Annotated in this window: 16 protein-coding genes and 1 pseudogene; 10 read left to right on the top strand and 7 right to left on the bottom strand. The window is 37.8% G+C overall.

Annotated elements, in window-relative coordinates; translation table 11 throughout:
• Window position 1: 1 nt before the first annotated feature.
• The gene (locus tag JKK62_RS03110) at window positions 2-2,761 is read left to right on the top strand and encodes an HD domain-containing protein (RefSeq protein WP_201426947.1); all 2,760 of its coding nucleotides are present in this window, start codon (window positions 2-4) and stop codon (window positions 2,759-2,761) included.
• A 163-nt stretch (window positions 2,762-2,924) separates the two neighbouring features.
• Here the strand turns inward: JKK62_RS03110 and JKK62_RS03115 are convergent, their stop codons facing one another.
• A complete protein-coding gene (locus JKK62_RS03115) occupies window positions 2,925-3,851 on the bottom strand; it encodes a tyrosine-type recombinase/integrase (RefSeq protein ID WP_243411737.1) in 927 nt (308 codons plus the stop codon).
• Between the two features lie 279 nt (window positions 3,852-4,130).
• Between JKK62_RS03115 and JKK62_RS17940 the strand changes: the two are divergent.
• Together JKK62_RS17940 and JKK62_RS03130 are read left to right on the top strand one after the other, a co-directional pair.
• A pseudogene (locus tag JKK62_RS17940) lies at window positions 4,131-4,841 on the top strand (2-C-methyl-D-erythritol 4-phosphate cytidylyltransferase).
• Entirely contained in the window at window positions 4,838-6,517 is a 1,680-nt protein-coding gene (locus JKK62_RS03130; RefSeq protein WP_201426949.1) for a carbamoyltransferase family protein, read from the top strand. The pseudogene JKK62_RS17940 and the gene JKK62_RS03130 overlap by 4 nt, the downstream one beginning before the upstream one ends.
• Here the strand turns inward: JKK62_RS03130 and JKK62_RS03135 are convergent.
• Window positions 6,501-9,761, bottom strand: coding sequence for an ATP-binding protein (locus tag JKK62_RS03135; protein ID WP_201426950.1), 3,261 nt, complete (start codon window positions 9,759-9,761; stop codon window positions 6,501-6,503). The two genes, JKK62_RS03130 and JKK62_RS03135, sit on opposite strands and share 17 nt — an antisense overlap.
• 94 nt (window positions 9,762-9,855) lie before the next feature.
• Between JKK62_RS03135 and JKK62_RS03140 the strand changes: the two genes are divergently transcribed.
• Together JKK62_RS03140 and JKK62_RS03145 are read left to right on the top strand one after the other, a co-directional pair.
• A complete protein-coding gene (locus tag JKK62_RS03140; RefSeq protein ID WP_201426951.1) occupies window positions 9,856-10,884 on the top strand; it encodes a hypothetical protein in 1,029 nt (342 codons plus the stop codon).
• A gap of 21 nt (window positions 10,885-10,905) precedes the next feature.
• On the top strand, window positions 10,906-12,387 hold the full coding sequence (locus JKK62_RS03145) for a hypothetical protein (protein WP_201426952.1): 1,482 nt from the start codon (window positions 10,906-10,908) through the stop codon (window positions 12,385-12,387).
• A gap of 445 nt (window positions 12,388-12,832) precedes the next feature.
• On the opposite strand, the gene JKK62_RS03150 is transcribed toward JKK62_RS03145, so the two are convergent.
• Both JKK62_RS03150 and JKK62_RS03155 read right to left on the bottom strand, forming a co-directional pair.
• Window positions 12,833-14,032 (bottom strand): nucleotidyltransferase family protein, encoded by a 1,200-nt coding sequence (locus JKK62_RS03150; protein WP_201426953.1) that lies wholly within the window; start codon window positions 14,030-14,032, stop codon window positions 12,833-12,835.
• Window positions 14,025-14,363: a VanZ family protein gene (locus tag JKK62_RS03155; protein WP_201426954.1), complete on the bottom strand. Its 339-nt coding sequence runs from the start codon at window positions 14,361-14,363 to the stop codon at window positions 14,025-14,027. The genes JKK62_RS03150 and JKK62_RS03155 overlap by 8 nt, the downstream gene beginning before the upstream one ends.
• A gap of 1,096 nt (window positions 14,364-15,459) precedes the next feature.
• On the opposite strand from JKK62_RS03155, the gene JKK62_RS03160 reads away from it, so the two are divergent.
• From JKK62_RS03160 to JKK62_RS03180, 5 genes are all read left to right on the top strand, one after another.
• Window positions 15,460-17,544 carry a DUF262 domain-containing protein gene (locus JKK62_RS03160; RefSeq protein WP_201426955.1) on the top strand — a complete coding sequence of 695 codons (2,085 nt, stop codon included), beginning with the start codon at window positions 15,460-15,462 and terminating at the stop codon, window positions 17,542-17,544.
• Between the two features lie 448 nt (window positions 17,545-17,992).
• Window positions 17,993-19,150 carry a hypothetical protein gene (locus JKK62_RS03165; protein ID WP_201426956.1) on the top strand — a complete coding sequence of 386 codons (1,158 nt, stop codon included), beginning with the start codon at window positions 17,993-17,995 and terminating at the stop codon, window positions 19,148-19,150.
• A 325-nt stretch (window positions 19,151-19,475) separates the two neighbouring features.
• On the top strand, window positions 19,476-21,710 hold the full coding sequence (gene recQ / locus JKK62_RS03170) for a DNA helicase RecQ (RefSeq protein ID WP_243411738.1): 2,235 nt from the start codon (window positions 19,476-19,478) through the stop codon (window positions 21,708-21,710).
• A 174-nt stretch (window positions 21,711-21,884) separates the two neighbouring features.
• Complete coding sequence (locus tag JKK62_RS03175; protein ID WP_201426957.1) at window positions 21,885-22,178, top strand: type II toxin-antitoxin system RelB/DinJ family antitoxin; 294 nt, start codon at window positions 21,885-21,887, stop codon at window positions 22,176-22,178.
• A gap of 14 nt (window positions 22,179-22,192) precedes the next feature.
• The gene (locus JKK62_RS03180) at window positions 22,193-22,762 is read left to right on the top strand and encodes an ATPase (RefSeq protein WP_201426958.1); all 570 of its coding nucleotides are present in this window, start codon (window positions 22,193-22,195) and stop codon (window positions 22,760-22,762) included.
• A 454-nt stretch (window positions 22,763-23,216) separates the two neighbouring features.
• Here JKK62_RS03180 and JKK62_RS03185 read toward each other — a convergent pair whose 3' ends face one another.
• The 3 genes from JKK62_RS03185 to JKK62_RS03195 all read right to left on the bottom strand — a co-directional run bounded on the left by JKK62_RS03185 (window position 23,217) and on the right by JKK62_RS03195 (window position 25,828).
• Window positions 23,217-24,242, bottom strand: a complete 1,026-nt coding sequence (locus tag JKK62_RS03185; RefSeq protein WP_201426959.1) for a hypothetical protein — start codon at window positions 24,240-24,242, stop codon at window positions 23,217-23,219.
• A 45-nt stretch (window positions 24,243-24,287) separates the two neighbouring features.
• Complete coding sequence (locus JKK62_RS03190; protein ID WP_201426960.1) at window positions 24,288-25,112, bottom strand: DUF2971 domain-containing protein; 825 nt, start codon at window positions 25,110-25,112, stop codon at window positions 24,288-24,290.
• A gap of 317 nt (window positions 25,113-25,429) precedes the next feature.
• Window positions 25,430-25,828, bottom strand: coding sequence for a hypothetical protein (locus JKK62_RS03195; protein ID WP_201426961.1), 399 nt, complete (start codon window positions 25,826-25,828; stop codon window positions 25,430-25,432).
• Window positions 25,829-25,871: the final 43 nt, after the last annotated feature.

Here is a 25,871-nt window from a genome sequence, read left to right on the forward strand (position 1 = left end):
GTTGGAGATTTGGCAGGAATACATTCGTCAAACGCATGCGCTGCGCAGCGGAAAAAGAATCAGAGATTATTTTTGGAACTTGGATTCTTCTGTAGCGTCGGCGCTTGACAAAATATGTGTGGGTCATTGGCTTGATATTGCCGATATCTCCGAAGCGAAAAGTTATTATAAAGATGATTCCGTCAATGGCGAAACAGTAAACGTTAAAGCGTTGACAATTTATATCAGACTGATTGATTTATTTGATTTGGCACAGGACAGAACTCCATATGTCTTGTGGAAATATGTCAATCCCCAAAACAAGTATTCAAAGATGGAATGGAAAAAGCATCGAGCTTTAAATCCGATTACCTGTCCGGATTATGACAGCGGCAGGGTGCTCCGAATCAGCGGGAGCACAGACGATCATGAAGTATATGCCGCTTTGATGGATTATAAAAAACTATGTGAAAGATACTTTAAGGAAAGCATTGACTTTTTATTGAATATGAGCGATCCCAGATGTGAGTTTGATGTACATCTGCTGGATTGGAGAATCGAACCGAGAAATTTTAAGCCTATTGATATCGGATTCTCTTTAGATAAGCAGCAAATATTTAATGTGTTGAGCGATGAAATATACAATTCGCATCCCTATGTTTATGTTCGAGAGCTAATCCAGAATAGCTTGGATGCTGTTGCGTTAAGAAAAGAAATATTGGATCGCAAGAAGGTTGGCGGAGATAATATAGGTCATATTTATCTGGAATTCAATCAGGATTCTAATAGCGATTATATCTTAATATGCCGAGATGACGGTATCGGAATGAACGAGTATGTTCTCAAAAACTATTTCTCTGTATTGGGCAAAAGCTATTATGAGAGTAATGATTTTAAGAATAAGGGATTAAAAATGCATTCGATCTCTAAGTTCGGCATTGGTATTTTAAGCTGCTTTTCTGTAGCGGATCAAATGGAGATCATTACAAAAAGAGAACCATATATGGAAGAGGGTTCGAAGGGACTGCGCGTTATTATCAATGACATACAAAGAACTTTTAGGGTTGAGGAACTCCCTGATTATAAAAGCACTGTCGGTACGGAAATCAAACTGCACATCAGTGCCGCACAATTATATGCTCAGTTAAAGAAAAACGATATTGATATCTCGAAGTACAGTATCACAGATTATCTGCAAATGCTTTTACAATATATTGATTATCCAGTATTTGTTAATGAACAAGGCAAACATACCGTATTGCTTTCACCGGAATATGATAAAGATAAACTGCAAAAGGTTTTTCCTGAATATGAGGATTACAAGATTGTTCTACTTGAGGAAAGATTCCCGGTTGAGCAGATTGTGAATGAATATGATATCGATACTTTCAATAAGTACTATAAAATTGTACGAGTTGATCTACAAGATGATCTGGGTATTGAGAATATTCGTGGCTGTATGTTCTTTGCAGTATTAAAGGACAATAATACAGAGGTAAGGAATAATACCGCCGGTTGGCCGGCGTCCGTTGTTGACATCAATGTCAAAGAAAGGGTGAGGTGGATACAATCTCATTTTTGGGACGAGGATTTTTGGCGAGCAAAGAGAAACAACAGAATAATTGATGTGTACAATAAAGGGATTCTCTTAGAAAAAGGTTCAGAAGGAATTGATAGAATAGTATATAATTTTCGAAGCAACTTATATCCTTCTCCATATATTATGGTAAACTATCCTGATACCATCAATAGTATTTCGGTGTCTAGGTTTTCAATGATCAGTGAAAAGAATATACTGAAAAAGATGTTAAATAAACTGGGTGAATATGTTGCGAATAAGTATTTTTCAGAGCTTCCGGATGATGATAACTATTTATACTGGAGAAGTCTTACTTATCTATTAACACAGTTTCATCTTTCTCCCCAAAATATACCTTTAGAAGAATTCAAGGATCTTTATTTTCCTTTTATAGATGAGAAGGGGACTTTGATTTATGAAAAAACTACTGAAAAAAGCGAGATCAGATTATTACCAATCTCTCAAGGATCAGTTGCTACACACTATAATTCAACAGGAGAAATCAAATTGGAGTCCAAGTGGAAATATGGAAAATGTCTATTAACAGATAGGAGTAGCAGATTTTGTGAATCTATTCAGGATTATATTTCTAATATTATTATTGAGCTGTTGGAAGAATCGCATTATATGAGTAAGATAGACTTTTATAATGACGCGGAATCAAAAGAGCCTGTTTATCAGATCATTTATTCTATCGGAGATCATAAAAACCTGGTTCAGAGAATTTGCGAAATACTCTCTGATTTCGATGTGTCAATTGATGAAGACTGGTCTGAGCTGAAGAAGGCATTGAGAATACTTACTCATTCTACAAAAATCCTCTCTTTCACCGAGGAATACTCAAAGCTTTTTGCATTTGGAAAACGATTTTATAATGTTAATAATCCTAAAGTGCAAATGTTGATAAAGTATCACTGGTTTTTTGAGTATTACTCAAAGAATCTAAAGGTAGATCAATCGATAATCGATGCAAAAAAAGATGCATTCTATCAATTGCCTTTGATTACCACTTCATATAAAGACGCAAAAGTGACTTGGTCATTTGCTGAACTTAACAAGGCGTTAAGTGAGGTGCATTCTTGGATAAAAACAGTATTTCCGGAACTTAGCGGAAATGAAGTAGTGTTGTCAAAAGAAGATTTTATGGCAAATAGTATACGGATAGTGTCCGATGATTCTTTCAAGTATCTTGAGCAAATGTGATATCTTTTATTTAAACCATTTAGGTATAAAAACACAGCTTCGGCGTTATAAAGATAACGCCGAAGCTGTGTTTTAGGATAAGTTATGGTTTTATGATTTCTTTAATAATACTTATTATCCAGTGATTAATATACAAGCAGAATTCAGTTTTCAAATAAAGGGATTATTGGATTTCCATTTTATTTCTGGGATGTTTTGTGGCAAGTATTATTTTTTGTTTGCTTATACTTGTATGGGTGTATATTTGTGTCGTGGTTATAGAACTGTGACCAAGCATTTGCTGGATATATCGGATATCCACACCTTCCTCAAGCAAAAGTGTAGCAAATGAATGACGAAACATATGGGGAGTAATATGCTGAGTTATTCTGGCTTTCTTAGCATAGTTACTAATCATATATCTCACAGATTGTTCTGAAAGGGGATTGTTTCGCCGGTTGACAAAGAAAAATCTATTATTATCATTCTGTGTTTTGTCTATGTAAAGATCTAATAATTGTTGAACTTTAGAATTACAAATCTGAATAAGCCGTTCTTTTGAACCTTTTCCATTTATCCTTATGATGTAGTCGTTACGATCAATCTGATCCAAATTCAGTGAACAAAGCTCAGAAATCCTCATTCCTGTTACGAACAACAATTCCAAAATCAATGCATTTCTTAAAGCAATCTTTTGACTGTAGACAGTAGTAGCAAGCTTGATTTGTTCATAGGCATAACATATGATTGCTTTAATACTATTTAGAGGAATTGTTTTTGGTAGTATAAAAGGCTCTTTATATTTGATTTGAATTTTATGAAAAGGATTATTCTCTATGATATCCTCTAACTCAAGATAATGAAAAAAAGCTTTGAGTGATGCTATCTTTCTTTTTACACTCTTAGGTTTATAGTGGTCGTGTAGTTCTTCGATGTAACTCTCTATTGCTTGTTTACCACGCCACTCCATATCATTCTTTTCAATGTAATTCTTATACTGCCGAAGATCAATACGGTAAGACTTAATTGTTTTGCTGTTAAGATTCTTTCTATTATGACAAAAGCATATATAATCATCTATCATTTGATTGTTATTTTCGAAAGGTTCCATATCAAATCTCCTAAATAATGAATTTAAGATAATTATGCAATGAAACTGGGATTTAGTCTACACCAAGCTGAGTAATTATTTATAGATTGTCGAAGTTTACAAATGAGTATATGATTTTTAGTATACTTTAAATAAATCAATGTTCCAAAGTTTTGCAATATCATGCATTTATCGACGCATTTTTATAGAGTATAATGTTGTTATAGGAATATATAGATTAAATGAGGGATAATATTCAGTTATCTAATATAGAGGTTTGATATGGTATATGGCATAATTATGGCAGGCGGAAAAGGATTAAGGATGAATTCAAACATTCCAAAGCAGTATATGATTCTTGATGATAAGCCGATACTAGTTCATACAGTTGAAGCATTCTTATGCTCTAACTTGTTCAATATAGTATACATAGTCATTGGAAATGTGTGGAAAGAATATACCAACGAATTATTACTAAAGTACTTTTCCAAACCTCAGCTTGATAAAATAAAGCTTTATCCTTGTGAACCCTTAAGTAGAACGTATTCGTTGTCTCAAGCTATAAACAATATAGTCAATTAATTAGAAACATCAAATGAGGATATAGCTATTGTTCATGACGCTGATCGACCTTTTGTTACTAATGAAGTTCTGATTGATTGTATTGATAAAGCCGAACGAAACAAAGTGGCATTAGCTGTGATTCCTTCTGAAGAAACTATGTATATAATAGATAACAAAGGTTTTTTAGCGGACAGTATTGGAAAGGATATAATCAGAACTGGTCAAAGTCCATTTGGTAGCAAGTTAACTATAATGCATTGCATACTAAACTCATTTTCAAAAGAAGAACTTATAAAGCCAATGACAATATCTCAATTATATATAAAAAGGAAAATACCAATTAGTATCTCTAATGGTTCGAAAAAGATTTTTAAATTCACAACGAAAGACGATTTATTATATGCAGAATATATTAAAAAGTCTTCAGGACTAGGGGGCAAAATATGAAACTATCATTAGGAATACATATAGGTCATGACAGAGGCGCATGTCTTATAAAAGACGGAAAAGTTATTGCTGCATTATCGCAGGAAAGAATAGATCGTATTAAACACTCTCAATCCTTAAATATTCCATTTGAAACAATTGACGCTTTGTTAGAATACTGCCATTTAACCATAGCAGATATTTCTTGCGTTGGATTATCTGCAGTAGCTATCGAAAATGACGATATATACAACACGTATAAAAACAAGTTCTTTAGTTATTACAAATGCGAGTATAAACCTTTTTTTCTTGTGCATCATCATGATGCACATGCTTATTCAACATACTATTCATCAGGATTTGATGAAAGTATGATATTTGTTTTTGACGGTGGTGGAGATTTTACCGAATCAATGCAAGAATCAGAAACAATATATTTAGCCAGTCATAATAATATTTCATGCATTGATAGACGACTTCAAAATCTAGCGGTTCGTCATATGAAAGATCCTATCAATCACCTTATTCCATTTATGCCAAAATATGTTCAGAATCTCGAAATGAGTTTGGCGAGGAAGTACTCTCAAATAACTCATTTGCTGGGCTTTGGGTTTGGGCAAGAAGGAAAAACAATGGGATTAGCTTCCTATGGAAAACCTATAGTAGATTTAAGCAACGCAGATTATAAAACGCTTGGTTTTTCATTGACATATAAAGATATTATTAAAGATTTGTTTGTTATGCAGCAACGAAGCGGCAAGGATTTTCAAGACTTTCTATATTCAGAAAGGGAAAATATCGCTGCTACCGTACAAGCACTTATCGAAAAGGCTGTTATCTCTTTGATTCAAAACTATACACAAAGATACGGAATAAAAAACGTCTGCCTTGCCGGTGGATTATTTCTGAACTGCTTGACAAATCACAAAATCATTGAAAAGTGTAATCTAAGCGATGTTTTTATCCTGCCGGCTTCGGGTGATGACGGACAAGCTCTCGGCAGCGCATACTATGCTTATACAAAAATGTATGGAACAAACACCGAATTTGAAATCGAACTGCCGTACTTAGGGTTATCATATGATGATAGCTACATTGAAAAAGAAATTAAAGAGAAAAGACTTAAATATAGAAAACATGAGGATGGCGAACTAATTAAGAAAATAGCAGGATACATCTATGATAGTAAAATAATAGCATTTCACAGAGGAAGATCTGAAATCGGACCAAGAGCACTTTGCCATAGAAGTATTCTGGCAAATCCAACTAACAAGAATATGAAGGATATTCTTAATTATCGTGTGAAACACAGAGAGCCTTTTCGCCCCTTTGCTCCTACAGTTGTAGACGAAGAACAATACAACTACTTTGACTTAAAGCATTCGTCTGAGTATATGCTGTTAGCTACAACTGTAAAAGATGAATATCGATCGGATTTAACTGCTATTACACACGTAGATAATACAGCTAGAATCCAAAGTGTTGCAAAGGATAAAGAGCCATTCTTGCACGCGTTACTAATGGAAATAAAAGCTAAAACTGGATATCCTATTGTTCTCAATACTTCATTTAATGTTGCAGGGGAACCCATCGTGGAATCCCCTTTGGATGCATTAAACACCTTTTTAAAAACAGATATCGATATTCTTGTTTTAGGTAATTTTATAATAGAAAAAGAAACTATGTTAGAGCAATGAAATAACCTGTTTCATTATCTTTTAAAAAATCATTTTGATAGGCGTTAGAGAAAAAGAATTTACTGCTTTTTGCTTTTTTGTAGAATTCCAATATTTGCCTATCGCCAACTTCTTTGGGGATAAGTTTATTATACTCTGACATATTATCTTTTCCATAGTACTGTATTTTAGTAATTTTCTCAATAAAAACACGTTCCGAGTTGTGCCTGCTCCAGAAAAAGCCAATATTGCAAATTGCCAAGATATTACTATAACATATGTTTTTGTATCCTAAGTATAATAAACCTTGTTGTTGTAATATAGCGTATACAGTTTCAAAATACTTTCTCGTTTCATCAACAGGAATTTGCTGTTTAGCTGATATAATAGCAAGCAAATTATATAGTTGCCACATATAACTGGGAATTCCAAATTTAATGCTATAATCTATAGCTGCAATTGCTTTCTCTTTCGCTTGGTTTATATCTTCTGAGTCACCTCTTTTTAAGAAAATAGCTGATAACAACATTAAACTCTGTATTATTGCTCTGTTAAAGCCGCTATTCAAGGCATATTGGTTAAGCAAGACTACATCATTTATTATTTCATCAAAAGATGGGAACATGTTGTATGAGAAATCCAGAATGGCATGATAAATACTATTATTTAATTTTATTCGTGGAGATGGATAGTTTTCTATTATTTTATCTACATTAATTAAAGCATTTTTGCACTTCTGATAGTCATTTAAATAGAATAACTTTGAACGTGTTCTATAAGAAATCGCAAGATTAGTATAGAGTTTAGAATCATTGGCTATAGCGATGGACATATTGTTATAGTTTTCAGCTATATCATGGCAATTAAACTTAATATATATAGCAGAAAGCCTATCTACAACATCAAAGAGTGTTTTGTTATCCAGATTATTATTCGATTTAAACCATATAGACTGTAACTCATGTAAAACAAGACTGCCATCAGTATTTTTGCCGGAGTTTAATAATGCATGAGCTTTTTGAGACATAATTGATGAAATGAATTTTATATCATCCTTAAGCGCTTTGGATTTAGCTGCTAATTTAAGACAATAATCGCATTCCTCAGCAGCATTATATGGTATCATATAATGAAGTGTAATATAAATTCTTATATTTAATATTGACTTAATTTCTTCTATATATTTACTATCCTTTTTAAATACCTCATATGCATCGTATAGAAAGTCATATATGGTAATGTCAATATTTATATTTGATAAGCCTTGATATCCTTTTATTAATTCAATTAACGGTTGGAATTTTATTTTTGCATCTGATACCTGTTTATTCCAAAGATAAAGTCTGCCAATAAAGAAATCTGAAAGATCACAGTCTGAGTAATTCAATTTGGATATTATTATGGATGCTATTTTTTTCTTTATTCTATTATTATTATTAATCTGTTGTTTAATATATAGAAGCAGACTTTCATGTACATATTTATAGGAACCATTTTCAAAGATAATGAATCCGTTGTTTTCCAGGTACGGAATTATTTCAAATTGCTCGTCAAAGAGTTTTAATGCCGTATCCTTATTTATTTCACCTTCATATACAGATAGAATATATAAGAATTCAAGATAATTGTTAGCGTTATTACTATTCTTTGTTAAGTGATTTATCCTGCACTTATAAATCTGTTCTATTCCTTGGGGAATATACTTTTTCGAACTAAATGATGAAACATCTTCTATTGCTACAGTATTCTTATTCCTAATATATACCAGTTCTTCGCCTATAAGATATTCAACATATTGAATTATATAGAGAGGATTATTCATGCTCTTTTCGAGCAAAACACTTAATGCACTATCCGGTATATTATTGATAATACTTATTATTAATTTTCTTGTATCTTCTTGTTTTAATGGTCTAACTTTATGAAAACAATCATCAGATAGATTATTCTCTGTCCAGTTAACGAAATGCAAATAATCTATATTTCCAAATCCATAATCTGTCCTTCCCGAAATTATAATGTAAACACTCTTTTTATGTACAGCAAGTTTTTTGATTTCAACGATCAAATTCTTTTGAGCATAATGAAAATCATCTATTATGATAAGATTTTTTATGTAAGTATCTTTACTGTTTATTATTTCATTTGACAGCGAATCAATTGTTGTACCGGATTCTTCATTATTGTTGCTTTTACTTCTTAGAAACCTAATAATCTTTTCGATAGTAGTTTTATTATCTTTTTTCAGAGAACACTTAAAGATATTAAAACTTGTTCCTTTAATATCTTTTATAATCTCACTTATTATTCTTGTCTTTCCAACCCCGGAATCACCCCAAACGCAGTAAAGCTTATTTTCAGAATTAGAATTAATCCTTTTCTTTATAATTTCTTTAATATACTCGTGTTGTTCTCCAATAAAGGGAGGCTCAAAATACTCATTTAGTTTAGTACCATCAACAAGAATAAAACTCTCATTTTCGTTTCTTGTAATTCTAAACGCTAATGTATCCAGTCCGCCTCTAAATTCACTCGTGACACAAATCATTCTCGAATAGCTTTTCTTTGGATCAATTATAAACTGGATGCCATCATCATCAATCATCCAATTTATGTCTGAAACTAAGTCTAAACTGCAACTCTGAACGGAGGATCCATAATTTCTGAATAAGAAATAGATTTCATATCTATTTTCAATATCATCTCCAACTGAAATAATCTGATATTCTCCGTAGAAATCATCATTTTCGGTTTCGTATAAAGGTATATTATTAAACAGGCTATCATGCTTGTTTTTTAAGGCTTTTGCCAATAAATACTGATCAATTAAGATAAACTCTATATTATCTCCCAGCTCTTCTTTTACAAGATGATAAGTGTACGGAAGTATTTCAGAATTTGTTACTAAAATAAAATAGTCTATTTTCTTACGCTTATTTTTAACCGCGCTGGGAATAATCTTTTCAAATCTTAAATTTGGATAATTCGTGCTTTTACATTCAATGTGTATTGTAATGGAATCCTTTCCACGTTTGTGCAGAGAGATTCCCAAAAGCGATTTGATGTTCACAGGAGATGAAATTACAATATCTTTTCCGCCGTCATTACTTCTTGGTGTTTGTTCTATTCTCAGTCCTGAATCAAAGTAAATACTTAGTTCGTTAGTGATAATAGTATAAATGCTGTCTTCAAAAGCGTTTCCTAAACTATCTCCCAAATCCCACGGTAAATTATGTTGATTACCTATCAGATGCTTTTTTCCCATTGATTATCACCTTTATTAGATAACTGAATATTATCCTTTATTAATCGGAAAACATATAGTTGATATAAATAATAAATAGAAAGCGAGTGTTTAAATGCAAATACTTAATAATTCAATTAGAATAATTGATTACGAAAATGAAAGAGTATATACCAGAGAAACACCGGACGCATTTAATGAATACATTTCGGAGTTAATATCTCATATAAACAGTAATAATAACGTGCGAGCATATAAGACAATCTCTAATTCCACTGAGGTTATTTCATGTGTTCTTGAGATATTGGAAGATAAAGACAACTCGGAACTATTTGCAATAAAGAACGACATAATTGCAGATAGATTGCTTAGAAAAGAAAAAGAAGCCCAAAGCCATGTTGGTAGAATGAATATTAATGTTCGTAAAGGTAGTTTGATTCAAGCGCTTCTTTTTGATCAAGAAAACCAGACCGATCAGTATTTAATTGCAAAAGTTGAACACAGTGAGTTTGTTGATGACTCTGATTACAGTTTTAAAACTGGATTCTCTAAAGATAAAAAGACAATTTGGAAATCGTGTTTGATAGATTTGTTCAATCCGGAAGCAGAAACATTTGATGTAAAAATATACTCAGATACGAAAGCAAAATACTGGAGTATAGATTTTTTAGAGTTAGTTGAACTGATTAATGACGAGACAAATACAGTAAATGCTTTTAAGGCTGTTGAGGGATTTCTAAACCGTAATATTAAGCGTTCTTCAAAGCAAGACTATACTGTGATAAGAAATGCCTTTATTTCATATATGAAAAGAAATGAGCATATTGACTACAGAACTATGGTGGATACAGTTTTGGAGAATTATGTTCCTTATGATCTTGACAAAGAACGATTAGATGATTACAGAAACAAGTTGTATGATCTGCCAAACAAAAAAGGTTTTGATCACCAGTTTAATTCTATTCCGACTGCAATCAATGCTAGGATCGGCAAAGTATATAAAGTTACAAGCGGAATTGAAGTTAAGATTACCGATTCGATTCCGGATTTAAAGGGAACTATAAAAGCCTTTCAAGCAGAAAACGGAGTCCGTTATTTGAAGATTAAAGTTACAAATGACGATACATATGATAGTTTTAAATAGCTTTTGTTAAGGAGAGCTTTCATGTTTGATATACAATCGTTTATCGAAGCCGTCTTTCAATCAAATATAACCAATTTTTCAGAACGCGTCTCAACTTGCCAAATAGAGATTACGGTTTCAAAAAGCCATCTTCCTGTATACAATGATTTAATTAATTGTATCAATGCAATTAGTTTTAAAAATAAGGTTCAAATTGATATCACGAATCCAGATGAAGAAGTACTGTTTCTGTCGGATAGTGATAAAAAAAGTGAGTGTGAATATAACGACTATCTCTCACATGCAGAGGAAGATGATGATTTTGACGTTTTAATCAGTATTGAAAAAGTAATAGTCGATAACCGATTTGTTGTATACAATTATAAGGCTTTTACCGAGGATATATTAGATAACTCTATATTTGAGATAATGGCTGTTTTCAGCAATTTTCTACAGGAACGGGATTCTCTTATTGTTTATGTTTTGGATGAGAGTATTTTTTGGAGCACAAAAACAGTAATGTTTACAAGTAATTCCGACTCTTGTTTTGCAGAATCTATTAATAGAGCAAGTCGGATTGAAACATGCTCACTTTCTTCTTTTTTTCAGAGTACGGGTAATTTTAAACTTCTTCCGGACGATTTTGATATTATTAATAATACTAAGAACAATCCTTATAAAACAGTTTTTAACAGGCTCAGAACGATTTTATCCATTTGCTATATTGCATCATCGTCAACTATTGATAATACTCACGTTAAATGTATAATTAACGGACAAAGAAGTATTACTTTTGAGAGGCGTCTGGAAGACGTAAACAATAGCAAAACACTGTACGATATATACATTTGGATTTTTACAGATGGCAACATTGTAGACAAAGCTGTTATTGCTAGAAATATTATTAGTCTACATTGTAAATACTGTAGTATTCTCGATATTGATTCATCGGTTTTCATCTCAATTATTTCAAGTTACAGGCTTTATCTTAAAGAAAATGTCTCACAATACTTGGAGGCAAAGACAAAGGTTTCGGAGTTTATCAGTACGATCGGGAGCAAAATGACAGAGAGCGCGTATGAATTATTGAATGATTTCAAGAAGAATATAATTGCAATATTTAGCTTTTTTCTAACTGTTATCCTGGTGAACGTGGTTTCGGAACACCCTTTGGAAAACTTGCTTACAAGAGAAATCACTGTAATTATGGAGTTGATTCTCTTAGGATCACTTGCATACTATTTTATTTCGCTGATTCAATCTATATCAAGGGTCAAAGGAATACAAAAGAGCTATTATTCTTTACGTAGCAACTATGTAGGGGTATTTCTACCTGAAGAAATAGATGATATTTTTAACAAGGATAATGTGTTTTCGGAAAACCAAGAAGTAGTAAAAAAGAATCTAATTCTATTCTCGGCAATTTGGATTGGTTTTGTTATTATTGCATTTATCACAATTGAAATGACTAGTTCGGATCCGGTATTTAGACCATATATAAATAGATTGTTTGCCGAATGTTAGATAGCTTATTCAGAACAAAACACAAGCAACCACCTATGATAGATTGAATGTGCTATCATAGATGGTTGTTTTATCGTATGTGTTATATGATGAGATAGATTCTTTGAGCGAAAGCAACAGCTCCCGATACAAAAAAATATGCTGGAGGTAACGCGTGCTCCCTTCCTTACTGTGCTGACAAAACGATCAAAACCACATTCATCTTGATACTTCTTCATCAGTTGCGTGTTGTGAAGCAGCTCCTCAGATGAGCGCTGAATTCTTTCGGTGGTGTGATAAATGGTGTCCATGTTCAATTCCTCCTTTTCGGATATTTACAGCACAAGTGGTTTTGTTCGATGTTTTTTCGAGGCGTTTTACGAAGAAAATCCCCTCGGTTGAACCAAGGGGATAACAACGAGTTTTGGGAAATGATCACCAAAACGTTTTGTGTGTTCGGCGTTCGTTATTCAAACAAATGCAGGCTATTGTACAGCTTTTTTCTTTCCGAGGCTTCCTGAAGCATTTTCTTTGTGCCGGAGGACTTGCGCTGACCTGTCAAGAGTAACCCAATATACTTGCCGCCCTCGGCGATATAGCCGATAGGCAAGAGAAAGCGATGCTTATCGATTGTTTTATAATCTGCATACACCTTGCTTGTCATAGCCTTGAAACCTTGGTGTAAGAGGCTGCTTTTTCCAACTGTGCGTTCATCACGGTCGGAGATATACTTGATCTCGCGGTAGCGGTTCATATCCTTGAAGCCAAAGTTGCCGCCGCTGAGAATATCGTTCATCAGCCCTTCGATCTGTTCGGGAGTGATCTTCCTGCTCTCAAGTGAATCGATTGCCCACACGCGTTTAGGCGCACCGAGATACTGTATGCCGAGCAAAGCTAATATCTGGGCAAAACGCCACAATCCGAATTCCTTCAGCTTCTTTTCAAAAACCTTTCGAAACTCTATGTCGCTCAATGCGGAGACAAATACCACCCAGTCGCAAAGGTGGCGCAGACCGACGCCTTCGCTGGTCAGGTGAGAGGCGATATGCAGCAGCATGATCAGTCCATGGTGGAAGATGTCCGGCACAAGGCAGGTCACGCCGTCGACAGCTGCTTCCTTGGCTGTGGCAATTATAGAATCTATTTCTTTTTGTATCTTTTTGCCGACGTCATTGTTAGGGATACCGTTGATACTCCAATGCAGCTCCCAGATGCTCATCGGCGGGCGGGTATAGGCAATGTGGATGCCGTCATCCTCTTCACCGTGATCGACAGCAAAGCCAATACTTTCTAAGAGCTTTCCCGTGTCAGTAACTTTATCCTTCAAAACGAGGAAGTCAACATCGCCCATTGAGCGAAGTGACGGCTCAGGATAGTACATAGCGGAAGCTAAACCCTTTATTGCAACATACGACGTTTGGTTTTTTAACATCAACTCGTGGAGTTCTCCATGTTCAGAGAAATTCTGCGTTCCGGCAAGAACATAGCGGAAGAAATCATCGCTGCATTTTGCGTAATGCTCAGCGGAGAACAGGAGCGGAAAAACAGTCTGAGCATTACTTTCTTTAATCAGCGGTAAAAGAGAGTCTTTTTTTATTGTAGGGATATTGCTGCCGAACAATGCCGCGCCTATGATTTGTAACAGCTGATTCTGAATCTCATTCATCAGATTTTACTTCTTTCCTCAGTTTAAGTGTCATTTTTCGCCATAAAAGCGATAACAGATAAGAACAACTTCCGAAGGCGGTACCGACGGTGTTGCAGATCACGTCGTCGGCTTCCGACTGCCCCAGCGAGAAGAAGTATTGCAGCGCTTCAATCATTGCTGACAAAGCGAAACCAATCAAGATCGCTAACAGGATCCGCTTCACTGTGCTGCCTTTGAACACGAATGGCAATGTAAGTCCCAACGGAAAAATAAGAATGTGTTCATCAGCATTGTGCGGTATAATTCCGGTTGCACCTGCGTTTTTTGAAACGATGAGAACGGGATCCAATCACACGCTCTTGTTCCTGATGTTCGGGAAAAGATGGTCAAGTAAAGAATCACTGCGATGATACAGATCGCTAAAACTGAACTAATAATCCGCATTCGTTGATAAAAAAGAGCACCGAAAACCGACCATGCGATCATAATGATCGGCATAGCAATAAGAATTGTTGATAAATCAGAGATGTAAACGGTGTGAAATAGTGAACCTATCATGAGTTAACAATCCTAAATCATTTTACATATGCAGTATAGCATATTTGTTACTGAGTTTTAACAAACTAGCTAAAGACAAAAAGCAAGATGAAGCTTAAGCAATAAGGCGCTATCTTTATCACTGTATGATTAAGCTGAATGAAAATGAGAATAAATCTGATCTCATGTGCGAATTCCGGTATGATAATAAAGATATAATCAGGAGAGAGCAAGTAAGTATGTACAAGTTTATACTTACTAAAAAATGTTATATCAATTGTCAAGTGGTATAACCCGCTGCGGATATACATCGTCAGAAGGTATTTTTGCTTTTTTACTACCCTCCTCGTCAACCTGCACTATGTAAGCCTCAATCTTTTGTTAATGTTAAACAAGGAAATGGTAATTTTTTGCCACTGTGTCAATGTTATCAGTGACTGGTTATTAAGCTGGGTAATTATGGATGGTAAAAACAGGTATTTCAAAACGTCAAATTATGCGTTGATATCCAAAGAATGGGATGGGGGACTGTTCCGAGCTAAAAAGTTCTGACGGCGGTATGGAACTTGGCAGCCTGAGCGGTATCCAATACTACCTAAGCAATACGGCGAAAACGATCCGTACTATTACGTCGGCTCAAAGATCACGGCAAAGGATAAGGAAAGCCGCGCCTGCCCGAGTAGCAAGTGCGAGCCGAAAGCGAATTGCCTTCTCCTGATCTGCTGTTTTTCATGAAAGTAGTCGATTTCGTCCGCAACAGTCAGTACGCTGTCATCCCATTCACGATCAAATACCTGCGGGAGTGTTTTATGCAGTGCTGATTCTCGTCATATTATTGCAAAGGCTGTCATTATTATGTATAATGAAATCAAATAGTTCCAAAGAATCAGCAGAGGCGGGTGGAATAGATGCAAATTGTACAGGGAAGAATCATGAATGATTTTATCGAGCCGAATAAGCACCAGTATACGGTTCCGGTATATCAGCGCAACTATGAGTGGTCACGTGAGCAATGCGAGAATCTGTTCCATGATATCGTACAGGCATATAAAAGTGATAAGACCCACTTCTGCGGTTCGGTCGTATATTCGCAGTTTTATGAAGTAAATGGAATATATTATCATATCATCATAGATGGTCAACAGCGCCTGACGACGATTTATATTCTTTTGAAAGCACTGCTTGATCTCTCCGATACCGATTCAAAAAGGGAGAAGATGATCGAGGCGCTCTTCAATCAGGATAAGTACGACGCTTATTCCATCGATCGCCAGAGTAAGCTAAAGCTCAAGCCGATCAAGTCGGATAATAATCAGCTGATGCTGTTGATGGAAGATCGCTATGACGAGATGGATAAGACGGGTGAGATATGGGAAAATTATCAGATTTTCTGTGAACTGATCCGCAATACCCTTGAAGAAGATGATTTAGATGTAAAAGATATCTACCGCGGAATGGAGAAACTGATTTGCGCAAAGATCAAGCTTGATTCTGACGATAATGCGCAGGAGATATTCGAGCGCATCAACTCCACCGGAGTACCGCTGAGCCTTGCGGATAAGATCAGGAATTTCGTACTGATGACCGATGTTGAGCAGGAGCGCCTCTATACCGATTACTGGCTCGAAATCGAGCGGTTAGTCAGTAAGGATCAGCTGACGACATTCTTCCTGAATTATCTCAATATCAAGACAGAGGGATTTGCCAAAGAGAGCGAAGCTTATGATCTTTTCAAGACAGTATACCATGATAATCTTTACACGAATGAGAGTATGCTCAGCGAGCTGCTCCACTATGCAGGTTATTTCCATACGTTCTTATATGGCGATAACCCTAAGTACAGTGTGCGTGTCAATGAACTGCTCAAAAGCCTGCAGAAATTGAAGCAGACGACAGTATTTCTCTTTCTGTTCCGCGTGTTTGACGACTACGATCAGGGTGTGATCAATACTACTGAGCTTGAGAAGGTACTTGCGTTTCTTCTGAACTACAGCATCCGCAGGCTGATTTGTGAGATAGGCTCTAACTCCCTGCGCGGTCTGTATAAAACACTGTATTCCCGCGTTTTCGGTAAAGCGAGCAATAAAGAGCATTACTATGATTCTATAATTTCATTCTTCCTGCAGTTGACCTCAAAGGATGCTATGCCCGATGATATGACCTTTCTCATGGCGCTGAAAGAGAAGAATCTCTATCGTAAGAATGCGCTTTGCCGCTTCTTGCTTGTAATGATCGAAAATCGCGGCAAGGAACAGTTGATTACCGACAACCTGACGATCGAACATATCTTGCCGCAGAACAAAAACCTTTCCACATCATGGCAAAATATGTTGGGTGAAAACTGGGAATCGGATCGCGACCGTCTCCTTCACACGCTTGGCAATCTAACTCTCACAGGATACAACAGCGAGTTGGGTGATAAACCGTTTGAGGAGAAGAAGGATCTACTCTCCGAGGTGAACACAAAGGTAGTCGAACTCTTTAAAGACGTCAAGACCTGCGAGTGTTGGAATGCAGAGGCAATTGAAAGACGAGCTGATCGGCTTGCCGGTGTCATTATAAAGCTATTTCCCTTGGTATTGCCCGAAAACCATATTTCATTTGCAGACCCGCGGTATCATGAATATACTTGTGAAGATCCGCAGGAAGCTACTAATAAAAAACCGCAGTATTATATTTTACAGGGTGAGCGTGTGAACGCAACGAACTTCGCACAGATGCTGCGATCCGTGATCCTGCGGTTGTATGCCATGGATCCGAGCCCGATCGAACAAATGGCACGCTTTGATGAGCAGCTTCTGCCATGGTCACAGAACATTTTGTTCTCCTACGATCCTACAAAGGTTTCCGGGAAATATATCAATATCGACGGTACAACGATTCTCGTAAGTCAGGGTTTCTCTGCGTCAAATATCGTACAGATTATCCGTGCATTGCTTGAAAAATATGATATCGGCCAAGATGACTTTGTCTATTCAGCCCGTCCCTCATAATCTCCGGCCTGACGATCGGAGTGATCCAAAATAATATCGAGGATCATTCGCGGTGAAAAGCGATTCAAAGTATCATGTAGAGCAACAGGAAAAGTATAGATCTATATCTTAATGCTTTTCAAAAGATTGCACGCATACAGTCTTTATACTATTGAAAGATGTATGCGTGCATTTTCATTCAATCGTTTATGATAACAGATATCCATTCGTAGTATTATTGCGCAGGAATATTATTATATCAGAGATAAACTTGTGAATTCAATAGAAGACACCTTTGACGAAGGTGAAACGATTCATCAAAGGGATACTAAAAGACCTCACAATAATTGATTTGATTTTTTTGAGTACGCATAAATTCGAAGGAATCATCTTTACAAATTTGATCAAATAGTGGTATAATAACTAAGAATTAAAAAGAGTCATCTATAGGATAAGGAAGTGAATAAAGATGAATCGTCGTTCGATCAAGGACTGGAGCAGAATATATATCATGCATAAAGACAGGCGTGTTGCGACGATCCACAAGAACGGACGATGCACTATCTATTTCCCTTCTTTCATGCCCTATAATCTGTATTTGGAAAAAGGAGACGACCTTGATACCAGATTAAGCAATCTCAGCAACTTTTATTACTGGTGCTCGAGCCGTTTGTTGACGCTTGATCGCAAATATGCAAAAGAGATCATGAACAGCATCGGCGCTATGCAGGCTGTTACGGATAAAGACAGAGCCATGATCTCGATCTCCTACCATTGTCTGAGCTTGACGGACGTATTCTGGGTCAAAATGAATCGTGAAGAATTGGAATACTCGCAAATCAGTCTGTATCGTCATTCGCTGAGCAACGCTTTCGCAGATGTCAGCCTGAGGGGGATTTCACTCACGGTTCAGAATGCCAAGTCGATCTCCGATCAGGATGTCGCCGGCGATATCGGAACACAAGGAGTGGCGCCGAAAGCATGGATACGCCGCGAGGATGGCTTTTATCTTTTCAAAGACGGCGATGAGCGTGATGTCAAGGCTGAGCTTTTAGCGTCAAAAATCGTTGATTGTTTTGATATCGATCATGTGTCATATTCAAAAGATTGCTTTTCCGGATGTGAAGTTTCAAAGTGTAAGATCATTACGTCGGAGGAATACGGCATTGTTCCGTTCGAGTATGTATCTGTATACTGCGAAAACCACGATAAGGATCCGCTAGAGTTTGTCCTGAAGCATGACAGCTATCAATTCTACATGATGAATATTATCGATTACCTGATTGGCAATACCGACAGGCATTGGGGCAACTGGGGTTTCTTGGTGAACAACGCTAATAATAAACTTGTCAGATTGCACCCTCTGATGGACTATAATAAAGCGTTTTTGTCTTACGATACAATTGAGGGAGTCAGGTGCCTGCCGCGAGGTGAGGACTACACGCAAAAGCAGGCTGCGTTGGAGGCAGTCGGCAAAATCGGGTTGAATCAGATCGCCGAGGTCAGACCGGAGTGGTTTGAGAACGACGCAGAATGTAGGATGTTCTTTACACGTTTGTTCATTTTGAAGGATGCGTCAGGAATCAGTTATCCCACCGTTGATGAAGTCGTATCTTCATCGAGGTGAGTGTGGCGTTATTTGACCCAAATAGAAGAAAACCGATGTCGGGAAGAAAACTCCGACATCGGTTTTTTCTATCTTATTAAGGTGTCAGGGGGAATTATTATCAGTATATTTTTTTAAATATGACAGTATCATGTGATTTAAATCGGTTAATCATCCATTGTACTTTACAAATTTACCTAAAACAGATTTTTGTAAAGTTGGTAAATATACAGTTTGCAAGAATAAGCTTACCATGTTTGTACCAAACAATATTGACAAACAGATGTTCGGTGTGATAGTATAATAGCATCAAACATATTATCGAAATTGGACGGAGGCGACGGCAATGCGTAGTGCTTTAGTTGATGAAATGAATCATGCGAAAAAAGCTGATACAAAAGACAAATATGCTGTGCTGGAGCGGTACTTCGGTTATCGTTCGTTTCGTCGCGGGCAGGAAGATGTCGTTGATAGTCTGCTGTCCGGACGAGATGCCCTCGCTATCATGCCGACGGGTGCGGGCAAGTCGCTTTGTTATCAGGTGTCCGCGTTGTTGTTGGACGGCGTTGCGCTGGTTGTTTCTCCGCTGATTTCGCTGATGAAGGATCAGGTCAACGCCTTGACTGCGCAGGGAGTGAAAGCGGCTTATCTAAACAGCTCCCTGAATGACGCGCAGTTCGACAAGGCGCTCCGTAACATGGCGAACGGTATGTACAAGATTGTCTATGTTGCGCCTGAGCGCTTGAAATCATCGCGCTTTATCCGTGCGGCGACAAGCATCCGTATTTCGCTGATCGCGGTCGACGAAGCACACTGTGTATCACAGTGGGGACAGGATTTTCGTCCAAGCTATCTGAATATCGCGGAATTCATTGCCGAATTGCCGCAGCACCCGACGATCGGCGCTTTTACCGCAACGGCAACAACGGAAGTCAAACAGGATATCGTTCGCATTTTAGGATTGCGCGATCCACTGGAAGTGACCACCGGCTTTGATCGTCCCAATCTGTTTTTCTCGGTGATACGAACATCGCAGAAATCGAAGCAGCTTTTGTATCTGCTGTTTTCCCGAATGAACAACTCAGGGATCATCTATTGCTCGACACGTAAGACCGTGGAGAAGGTCTGCGCTTTGCTGTACGATAAGGGCTTTTCCGCCACGCGTTATCATGCGGGTCTGAGCGATGAAGAACGCCGCAAGAATCAGGATGATTTTGTCTATGACCGCAAGCGCATCATGGTTGCAACCAATGCCTTCGGTATGGGTATCGACAAGTCAGATGTGCGCTTTGTCATCCACTATAACATGCCGAAGAATCTGGAGAGCTATTATCAGGAGGCGGGTCGTGCCGGTCGCGACGGCGAGGACTCCGATTGTATTTTGCTGTTTGGGCATCAGGATATTCAAACCGCATGGTATTTCATTGATCATATGGAGCCGAATCCGGAGCTCAGCGATGAGCAGAATGAAGCCTTCAGGAAGAAGGAGATCGAGCGGCTCGGTCATATGATCGCGTATTGCAAAACGCGCGAATGTCTCAGGGCGCATATGCTGCGTTATTTCGGTGACAGTGCCGATGATCGCTGTGACAAGTGCTCCAATTGTCGGTCGAAGATGAAGACCTTTGACGCTACAATAGAATCGCAGAAGATCCTGTCCTGTATCGTGAAAACAGGTCAGCGCTTTGGTGCGCGAGTTATCTCGGATACGCTGAGAGGAAAGATCAATGATCGTGTGCGAACGCTCGGATTTGATCGACTTTCCACCTTCGGCATCATGGAGAACGAGAAGAAAAAGTATATCAATGAGATGATCGATGAGCTGGAGCGCATGGATTATGTGCGCTATGTCGGCGCGGGATATCCGATCATCAAGGTGACGGATGCCGGATGGCGCGTGCTCAGGGGAGAGGAAAAGGTGATGATGATCCAAACCGACCTGCTCCGAACTTCTGCTGTAATCCAAAAGTCAAAGGAAGAAGAAACCGCGTTTGAAGCGAACAACAGAGAGTTGTTCAACGCGCTGAGAAAAACGCGCGCCGAAATCGCCGCGAAGAGAGGCGTGCCGGCATATGTGATCTTTTCCGATTCAGCTCTGCGCGATATGTGCGCAAAAATGCCGACAACCGATGAAGAATTCCTGACAGTCAACGGCGTCGGCGAAACAAAGCTCAAGCAATACGGCGCTTCCTTTATCCCGGTGGTCAAGCGCTATCTCCCCACAAAAAGAGGCAAATTACCGTTCTATATTTCTGAGGAGCAGTTGAGCCGTTTTGAGTATTCGGATACGCCGATCCCGGTTTCCGAAATCACAAGACGGATCAATGGTTTGGCGGACGATGAGCGACGAAAGAAGCTCAGAGCAACGGATATCACAGACTGGCTGCTGTCGATCAATGTTCTGAAGATCGAGGAATTGAACGGCAAACCCTTCAAGCTCCCAACCTATGACGGCACAAAGCTGGGCTTATCGGTGGAGCGAAGAGAAAAAGATGACGGTGAGCGCTACTATATCACCCTCTACAACCGCAAGGCGCAGGAGTTTGTGATCGATAATTTGAGTGGTGTCATTGCTTCTTGATGACCATAGAACCCTATAGGGATGCTTTACTGGGTTGAAAATCCATACGGAATCTTTTGTGATGCGTTTAATACCATGTCATACAATATATGTTAAATGTATGACATATATTGACTTTTTGCGAATATCGGTATATAATAATAGCGAAACAAAAGATTGAAAGGAGTTGTTTGTATGGCTGTTATTTCTGTTCGTTATAATGATTCTTCTAAAGCGAAAGCTGAGGCGATCGCAGAGTCGATAGGTATTTCATTGAGTGGTGCTATTAACATTTTTTTGAACCGTTTTATTGCGGATAGGGGGTTTCCGTTTGATGTGACAGCTCCGCGGGAGGATAATGCTCTATTCAAGGATAAAGACGTCAACGCAATGTTTTTGCAGGCGATCAAAGAGAGCTCCGATGCTCCTATTGTTCCGAGATCTGCATATTTGGATGAATCCGGTAACCTTCGATATACAGACGAATAACGGAGGGCCGCTGAATGCCAAATCTGCTTGTCTTTGCCGGGCCGAATGGTTCCGGTAAAAGCACCATTACTTCAAAAATCGGAACAGTCGGAGAATACGTTAACGCAGATGTGATTAAAACGGCAACGAAGTGTTCCGATATGGATGCGGCGCTGATTGCCGAAAGAACGCGAGAGTATCTTTTGGATTGTGAAAAGGACTTTACCTTTGAAACGGTATTATCTACCGAAAGAAACTTGAAACTAATGATTCGCGCCAAAGAGAAGGGTTATTATATCACCTGCTTCTACGTTCTGACTGTTGATCCGCAAATAAATGTACAAAGGGTCAAGAAACGCGTGCTGGGTGGGGGACATTCTGTGCCGGAGAATAAAATCAAAGACCGTTGGCATAAGGCTTTGAAGCTCCTTCCGTCGCTGTTATCTGTATGTGATGAACTCTATATTTTTGATAACTCCGCCGAAAGAGAAGATGCCTCATCCTGCTTGATCGTGAAGCTTGTTGACGGGAAAGCGGAGATTTATTCCAATCAATACTGGAGTGAAGAAAGAATCCTTCAGCTGTTGAAAGGCGGTTCTTCGTAATTTCTTCGTCAAATGGTAGATGTCAGTGCCCAGTAGCTTTTTCAGAATATCAAATGGCTCAAACATAATCAAAATGTGAAACCACCTATGATAGATCGAGTGTTCTATCATAGGTGGTTGTTTTATTGTATGTGTTTTATGATAAGTCTGATATAATTAGCAGGCTGTTATATCAGCAGGGTCAATAGCTTCTCAGAGATAGAAGACATCATTTCGTTTAATGAGCTGTTGGAGCTCGTCTATGCGATAGGAATTGATGATAAAGGCGCTTTCACCGTCGAAGCGGAAGGATACGGTTTTTGAGAACGGGGCTCGATGTTCGAACTCGGTGATAAATCTGCCTCGCGTATGCTTTTTTGAGTGTATTAAAGGTCGTCATAAAACCGATGCCGCTGCCGCCGGAACACACGTGAGTAGTGACGCGTTCCATGCCGAGCTTCAACAGGGTAAACTACTAACGGATTATCGTATTGATATATTCCATCAAATTGTATTCAATATGGTTTTTCCAATCGCAGATATATCCGTCTATTTTTCGAAAACGACTACCGTTAGGTATCTCTCCTATTATATACTTTCTTCTTAAAATATTATAAAGGCATACGATAGCACATATTTGGTTTTGGATTTGTGTTAGTAAACACCAATGTGCATCTTCGGGAAAACGGATCGGAAAGTCAGAATTCTGACATATGTGTTCGTTGATCCAGTTGTTATTATTTGGTTCTCCGCTAACAATCCAATTCCTGAATATGTCAAAGTCATGACTGCTTACAAAATCCGCGCCGTATAATTTACACAATACGTTAAATGCAATTTTTGCATAAGCGCGATCTGTAGCTTTGCTTTCCAGTATTCTATCATTTAGACTTGGCTGAAGAATACTGTGAGAAACACCCCCCACGGAATCTTTTGATTTTAACAAAGCATCTATTTTGTCGTGGATGCTTTCTTTATCAGGACATACAACATACCATTTCTTATCATAGAATCCAATTAGGATAGTATCATCCGAATAGTTATCCGGCGTGATGTTCACAAATCTGGGGCTTTTATTGAATTCCGAAAGCATATTAAGAAACTTATGAAATGATTCCGTTAATTCCTTTTCGGAAGTGTATTCGTCACTAAAGGAAAAAGAATTAGCCGATATACTGATATGAGGTATATGATATACTTTTCCCATACTCATAAATCCAAGGCTTAGTTTATTACTGATGTCGTCATTATCAGAGAAGTACAGTATTCTTACAGTTCCGGATGGCAAGGTAGAACCTCGTTTTCCGGGTCCGGAAAAGCCTCTGCAAAGAGATACTGTAGAAGCATGAATCATTTCATCTTCCAGTTTGCAGAAAATAGAATTAGCTTGATCTGAAACGCATCCCTTTTCTAAAGTGTGAATTCCACCGATGGCTGCAGGAAAAATGTGTTCTCTACCGTTGTATGTAAGGTTATCTCGATTTCTTAAATAAATACACATATCATTATCGTATATGGATCTGCTGATCTATATCCTTCATTTCGTTTATAACATTCCTGAAAGACAGCTTTCCTTTAATTCAGCTGTCGGATTATACTTTTCAATTAAATCTTGAACGATTACTCTGCTGCCTGCACCGATCCGAGGGCTTAATGTAACTTGCATATCGGCAAAGGCTTTGTCGTCTATTATCATATCGTAATAAGAAAACGGTTGTTTTTCCGCACCAAACAACAATCTGTTTGCAAACATCTGAAAATCTGTATTGATTTTATCCGGCGATTGCATTAGATTTAGCGGATAGATATTAAGAATATATCGCCATTCCTTTTGAAATTGCCAATGCAGATTTTTATATTTCCCCAATTTACCAAAATTGATGGAGAATTGGTTTCCGTTTTCAAGAAGCAATTTGGGATATAACTTCTCTTTTTCGTCAGTATACTCTACTTTACATAAAAGATCTTTTGTGATAGCCTGTATGGAAATGAACCCTTTTGAGAAGATCTCTGCAAGCGGAATAATAGTCTGTATGGAATTGCCCTTTGATGCGTCTGTGATATGTAAGCCTTTAGCTTTAGCTAAATCTTCCGCTGTGTTGTTATACAGCCTAAAAGGATTCTTAGATAGACGAATTCTAACTCCCTTGTCTAATGAGGCGTACATATTCCACATCGGAATGCTTTCTGATTCATCATCAGTCCAGGAACTGACGTAAACAAATTGACCGGCATTTTTTAAATCGTATGTTTCCTGCTCTTGAAGATCATCCATTTTATCAAGAGAATTAAATCGGATGGATCGATTCTTTAGGATTAGCGCCAGTGTTTCTACACTGGTATAATGGTACAAGTATTCATTGTTCTCCATTCTGTTCCCCCAAGAAAGATTTGACGTGTTCCGTATCTATAATAAATTGTTTTGTTAAGCATCAAGCAGAGCTATTGTTAATCTCGCTTTCTGCAGTTTTTTTCTTCAGCCCTACGATAATAGTGGCAGGGCCTTTAAACCGTGTTCATTTTCTAAGCTTTTCTGTGAGATTGATTATCTGTAGATCAGTATAACATCAGTTCCTTTACATCGCAAGAAGAATCACACACAATATATATGTATGTGTGTGATTCCTTAAGAGAATTGTCATCATCTATTCTCTTTGTTATCTTTTTTCATCTTTTAGTCTGAATGTCTTATTCCGATTCATTATCAACATCATCAAAGAACCGAGCAGTGGCTTCGCTGATAAAGTAGTTCATGAAGTTTTCCAACACCTGCTCCCGCACTTCTCTTTTGGGAGGGGTGCCCCTTATCAGCTTGTCGATCAGCACATGCGCTAATGTGTTGATCGTATTGTTGATTGATCCGAATGATGTCGATTTGACCGCGTACTTTCCGTCGCTCAGTTCATCCGAAACGATCAGGATGCCGGATGATTTGAGCTCTGCTTTGGGATCGGCTTCCAGTTTCTTCCTTGCGGCCTCCAGTCTTTTTCTGAAGCCCTGAGTATACAGAAGATCTGATAGCGGAAAGCTGAAACCGACGGTTTCCTTTTCGATATCGTGATTCTTTTTCTGTTCGTTCTTATCCATTATACGAACCTCCTTTATATTTATAATATGTATCTGCTATAGA

It is taken from the genome of Ruminococcus difficilis, assembly GCF_016680995.1.

Coding starts and splice junctions, on each gene's coding strand:
- JKK62_RS03115 (WP_243411737.1), bottom strand. CDS start 3,851: ATGGAACCTTTCGAAAATAACAATCAAATGATAGATGATTATATATGC.
- JKK62_RS03130 (WP_201426949.1), top strand. CDS start 4,838: ATGAAACTATCATTAGGAATACATATAGGTCATGACAGAGGCGCATGT.
- JKK62_RS03135 (WP_201426950.1), bottom strand. CDS start 9,761: ATGGGAAAAAAGCATCTGATAGGTAATCAACATAATTTACCGTGGGAT.
- JKK62_RS03140 (WP_201426951.1), top strand. CDS start 9,856: ATGCAAATACTTAATAATTCAATTAGAATAATTGATTACGAAAATGAA.
- JKK62_RS03145 (WP_201426952.1), top strand. CDS start 10,906: ATGTTTGATATACAATCGTTTATCGAAGCCGTCTTTCAATCAAATATA.
- JKK62_RS03150 (WP_201426953.1), bottom strand. CDS start 14,032: ATGAATGAGATTCAGAATCAGCTGTTACAAATCATAGGCGCGGCATTG.
- JKK62_RS03160 (WP_201426955.1), top strand. CDS start 15,460: ATGCAAATTGTACAGGGAAGAATCATGAATGATTTTATCGAGCCGAAT.
- JKK62_RS03165 (WP_201426956.1), top strand. CDS start 17,993: ATGAATCGTCGTTCGATCAAGGACTGGAGCAGAATATATATCATGCAT.
- recQ (WP_243411738.1), top strand. CDS start 19,476: ATGCGTAGTGCTTTAGTTGATGAAATGAATCATGCGAAAAAAGCTGAT.
- JKK62_RS03175 (WP_201426957.1), top strand. CDS start 21,885: ATGGCTGTTATTTCTGTTCGTTATAATGATTCTTCTAAAGCGAAAGCT.
- JKK62_RS03180 (WP_201426958.1), top strand. CDS start 22,193: ATGCCAAATCTGCTTGTCTTTGCCGGGCCGAATGGTTCCGGTAAAAGC.
- JKK62_RS03185 (WP_201426959.1), bottom strand. CDS start 24,242: ATGTGTATTTATTTAAGAAATCGAGATAACCTTACATACAACGGTAGA.
- JKK62_RS03190 (WP_201426960.1), bottom strand. CDS start 25,112: ATGGAGAACAATGAATACTTGTACCATTATACCAGTGTAGAAACACTG.
- JKK62_RS03195 (WP_201426961.1), bottom strand. CDS start 25,828: ATGGATAAGAACGAACAGAAAAAGAATCACGATATCGAAAAGGAAACC.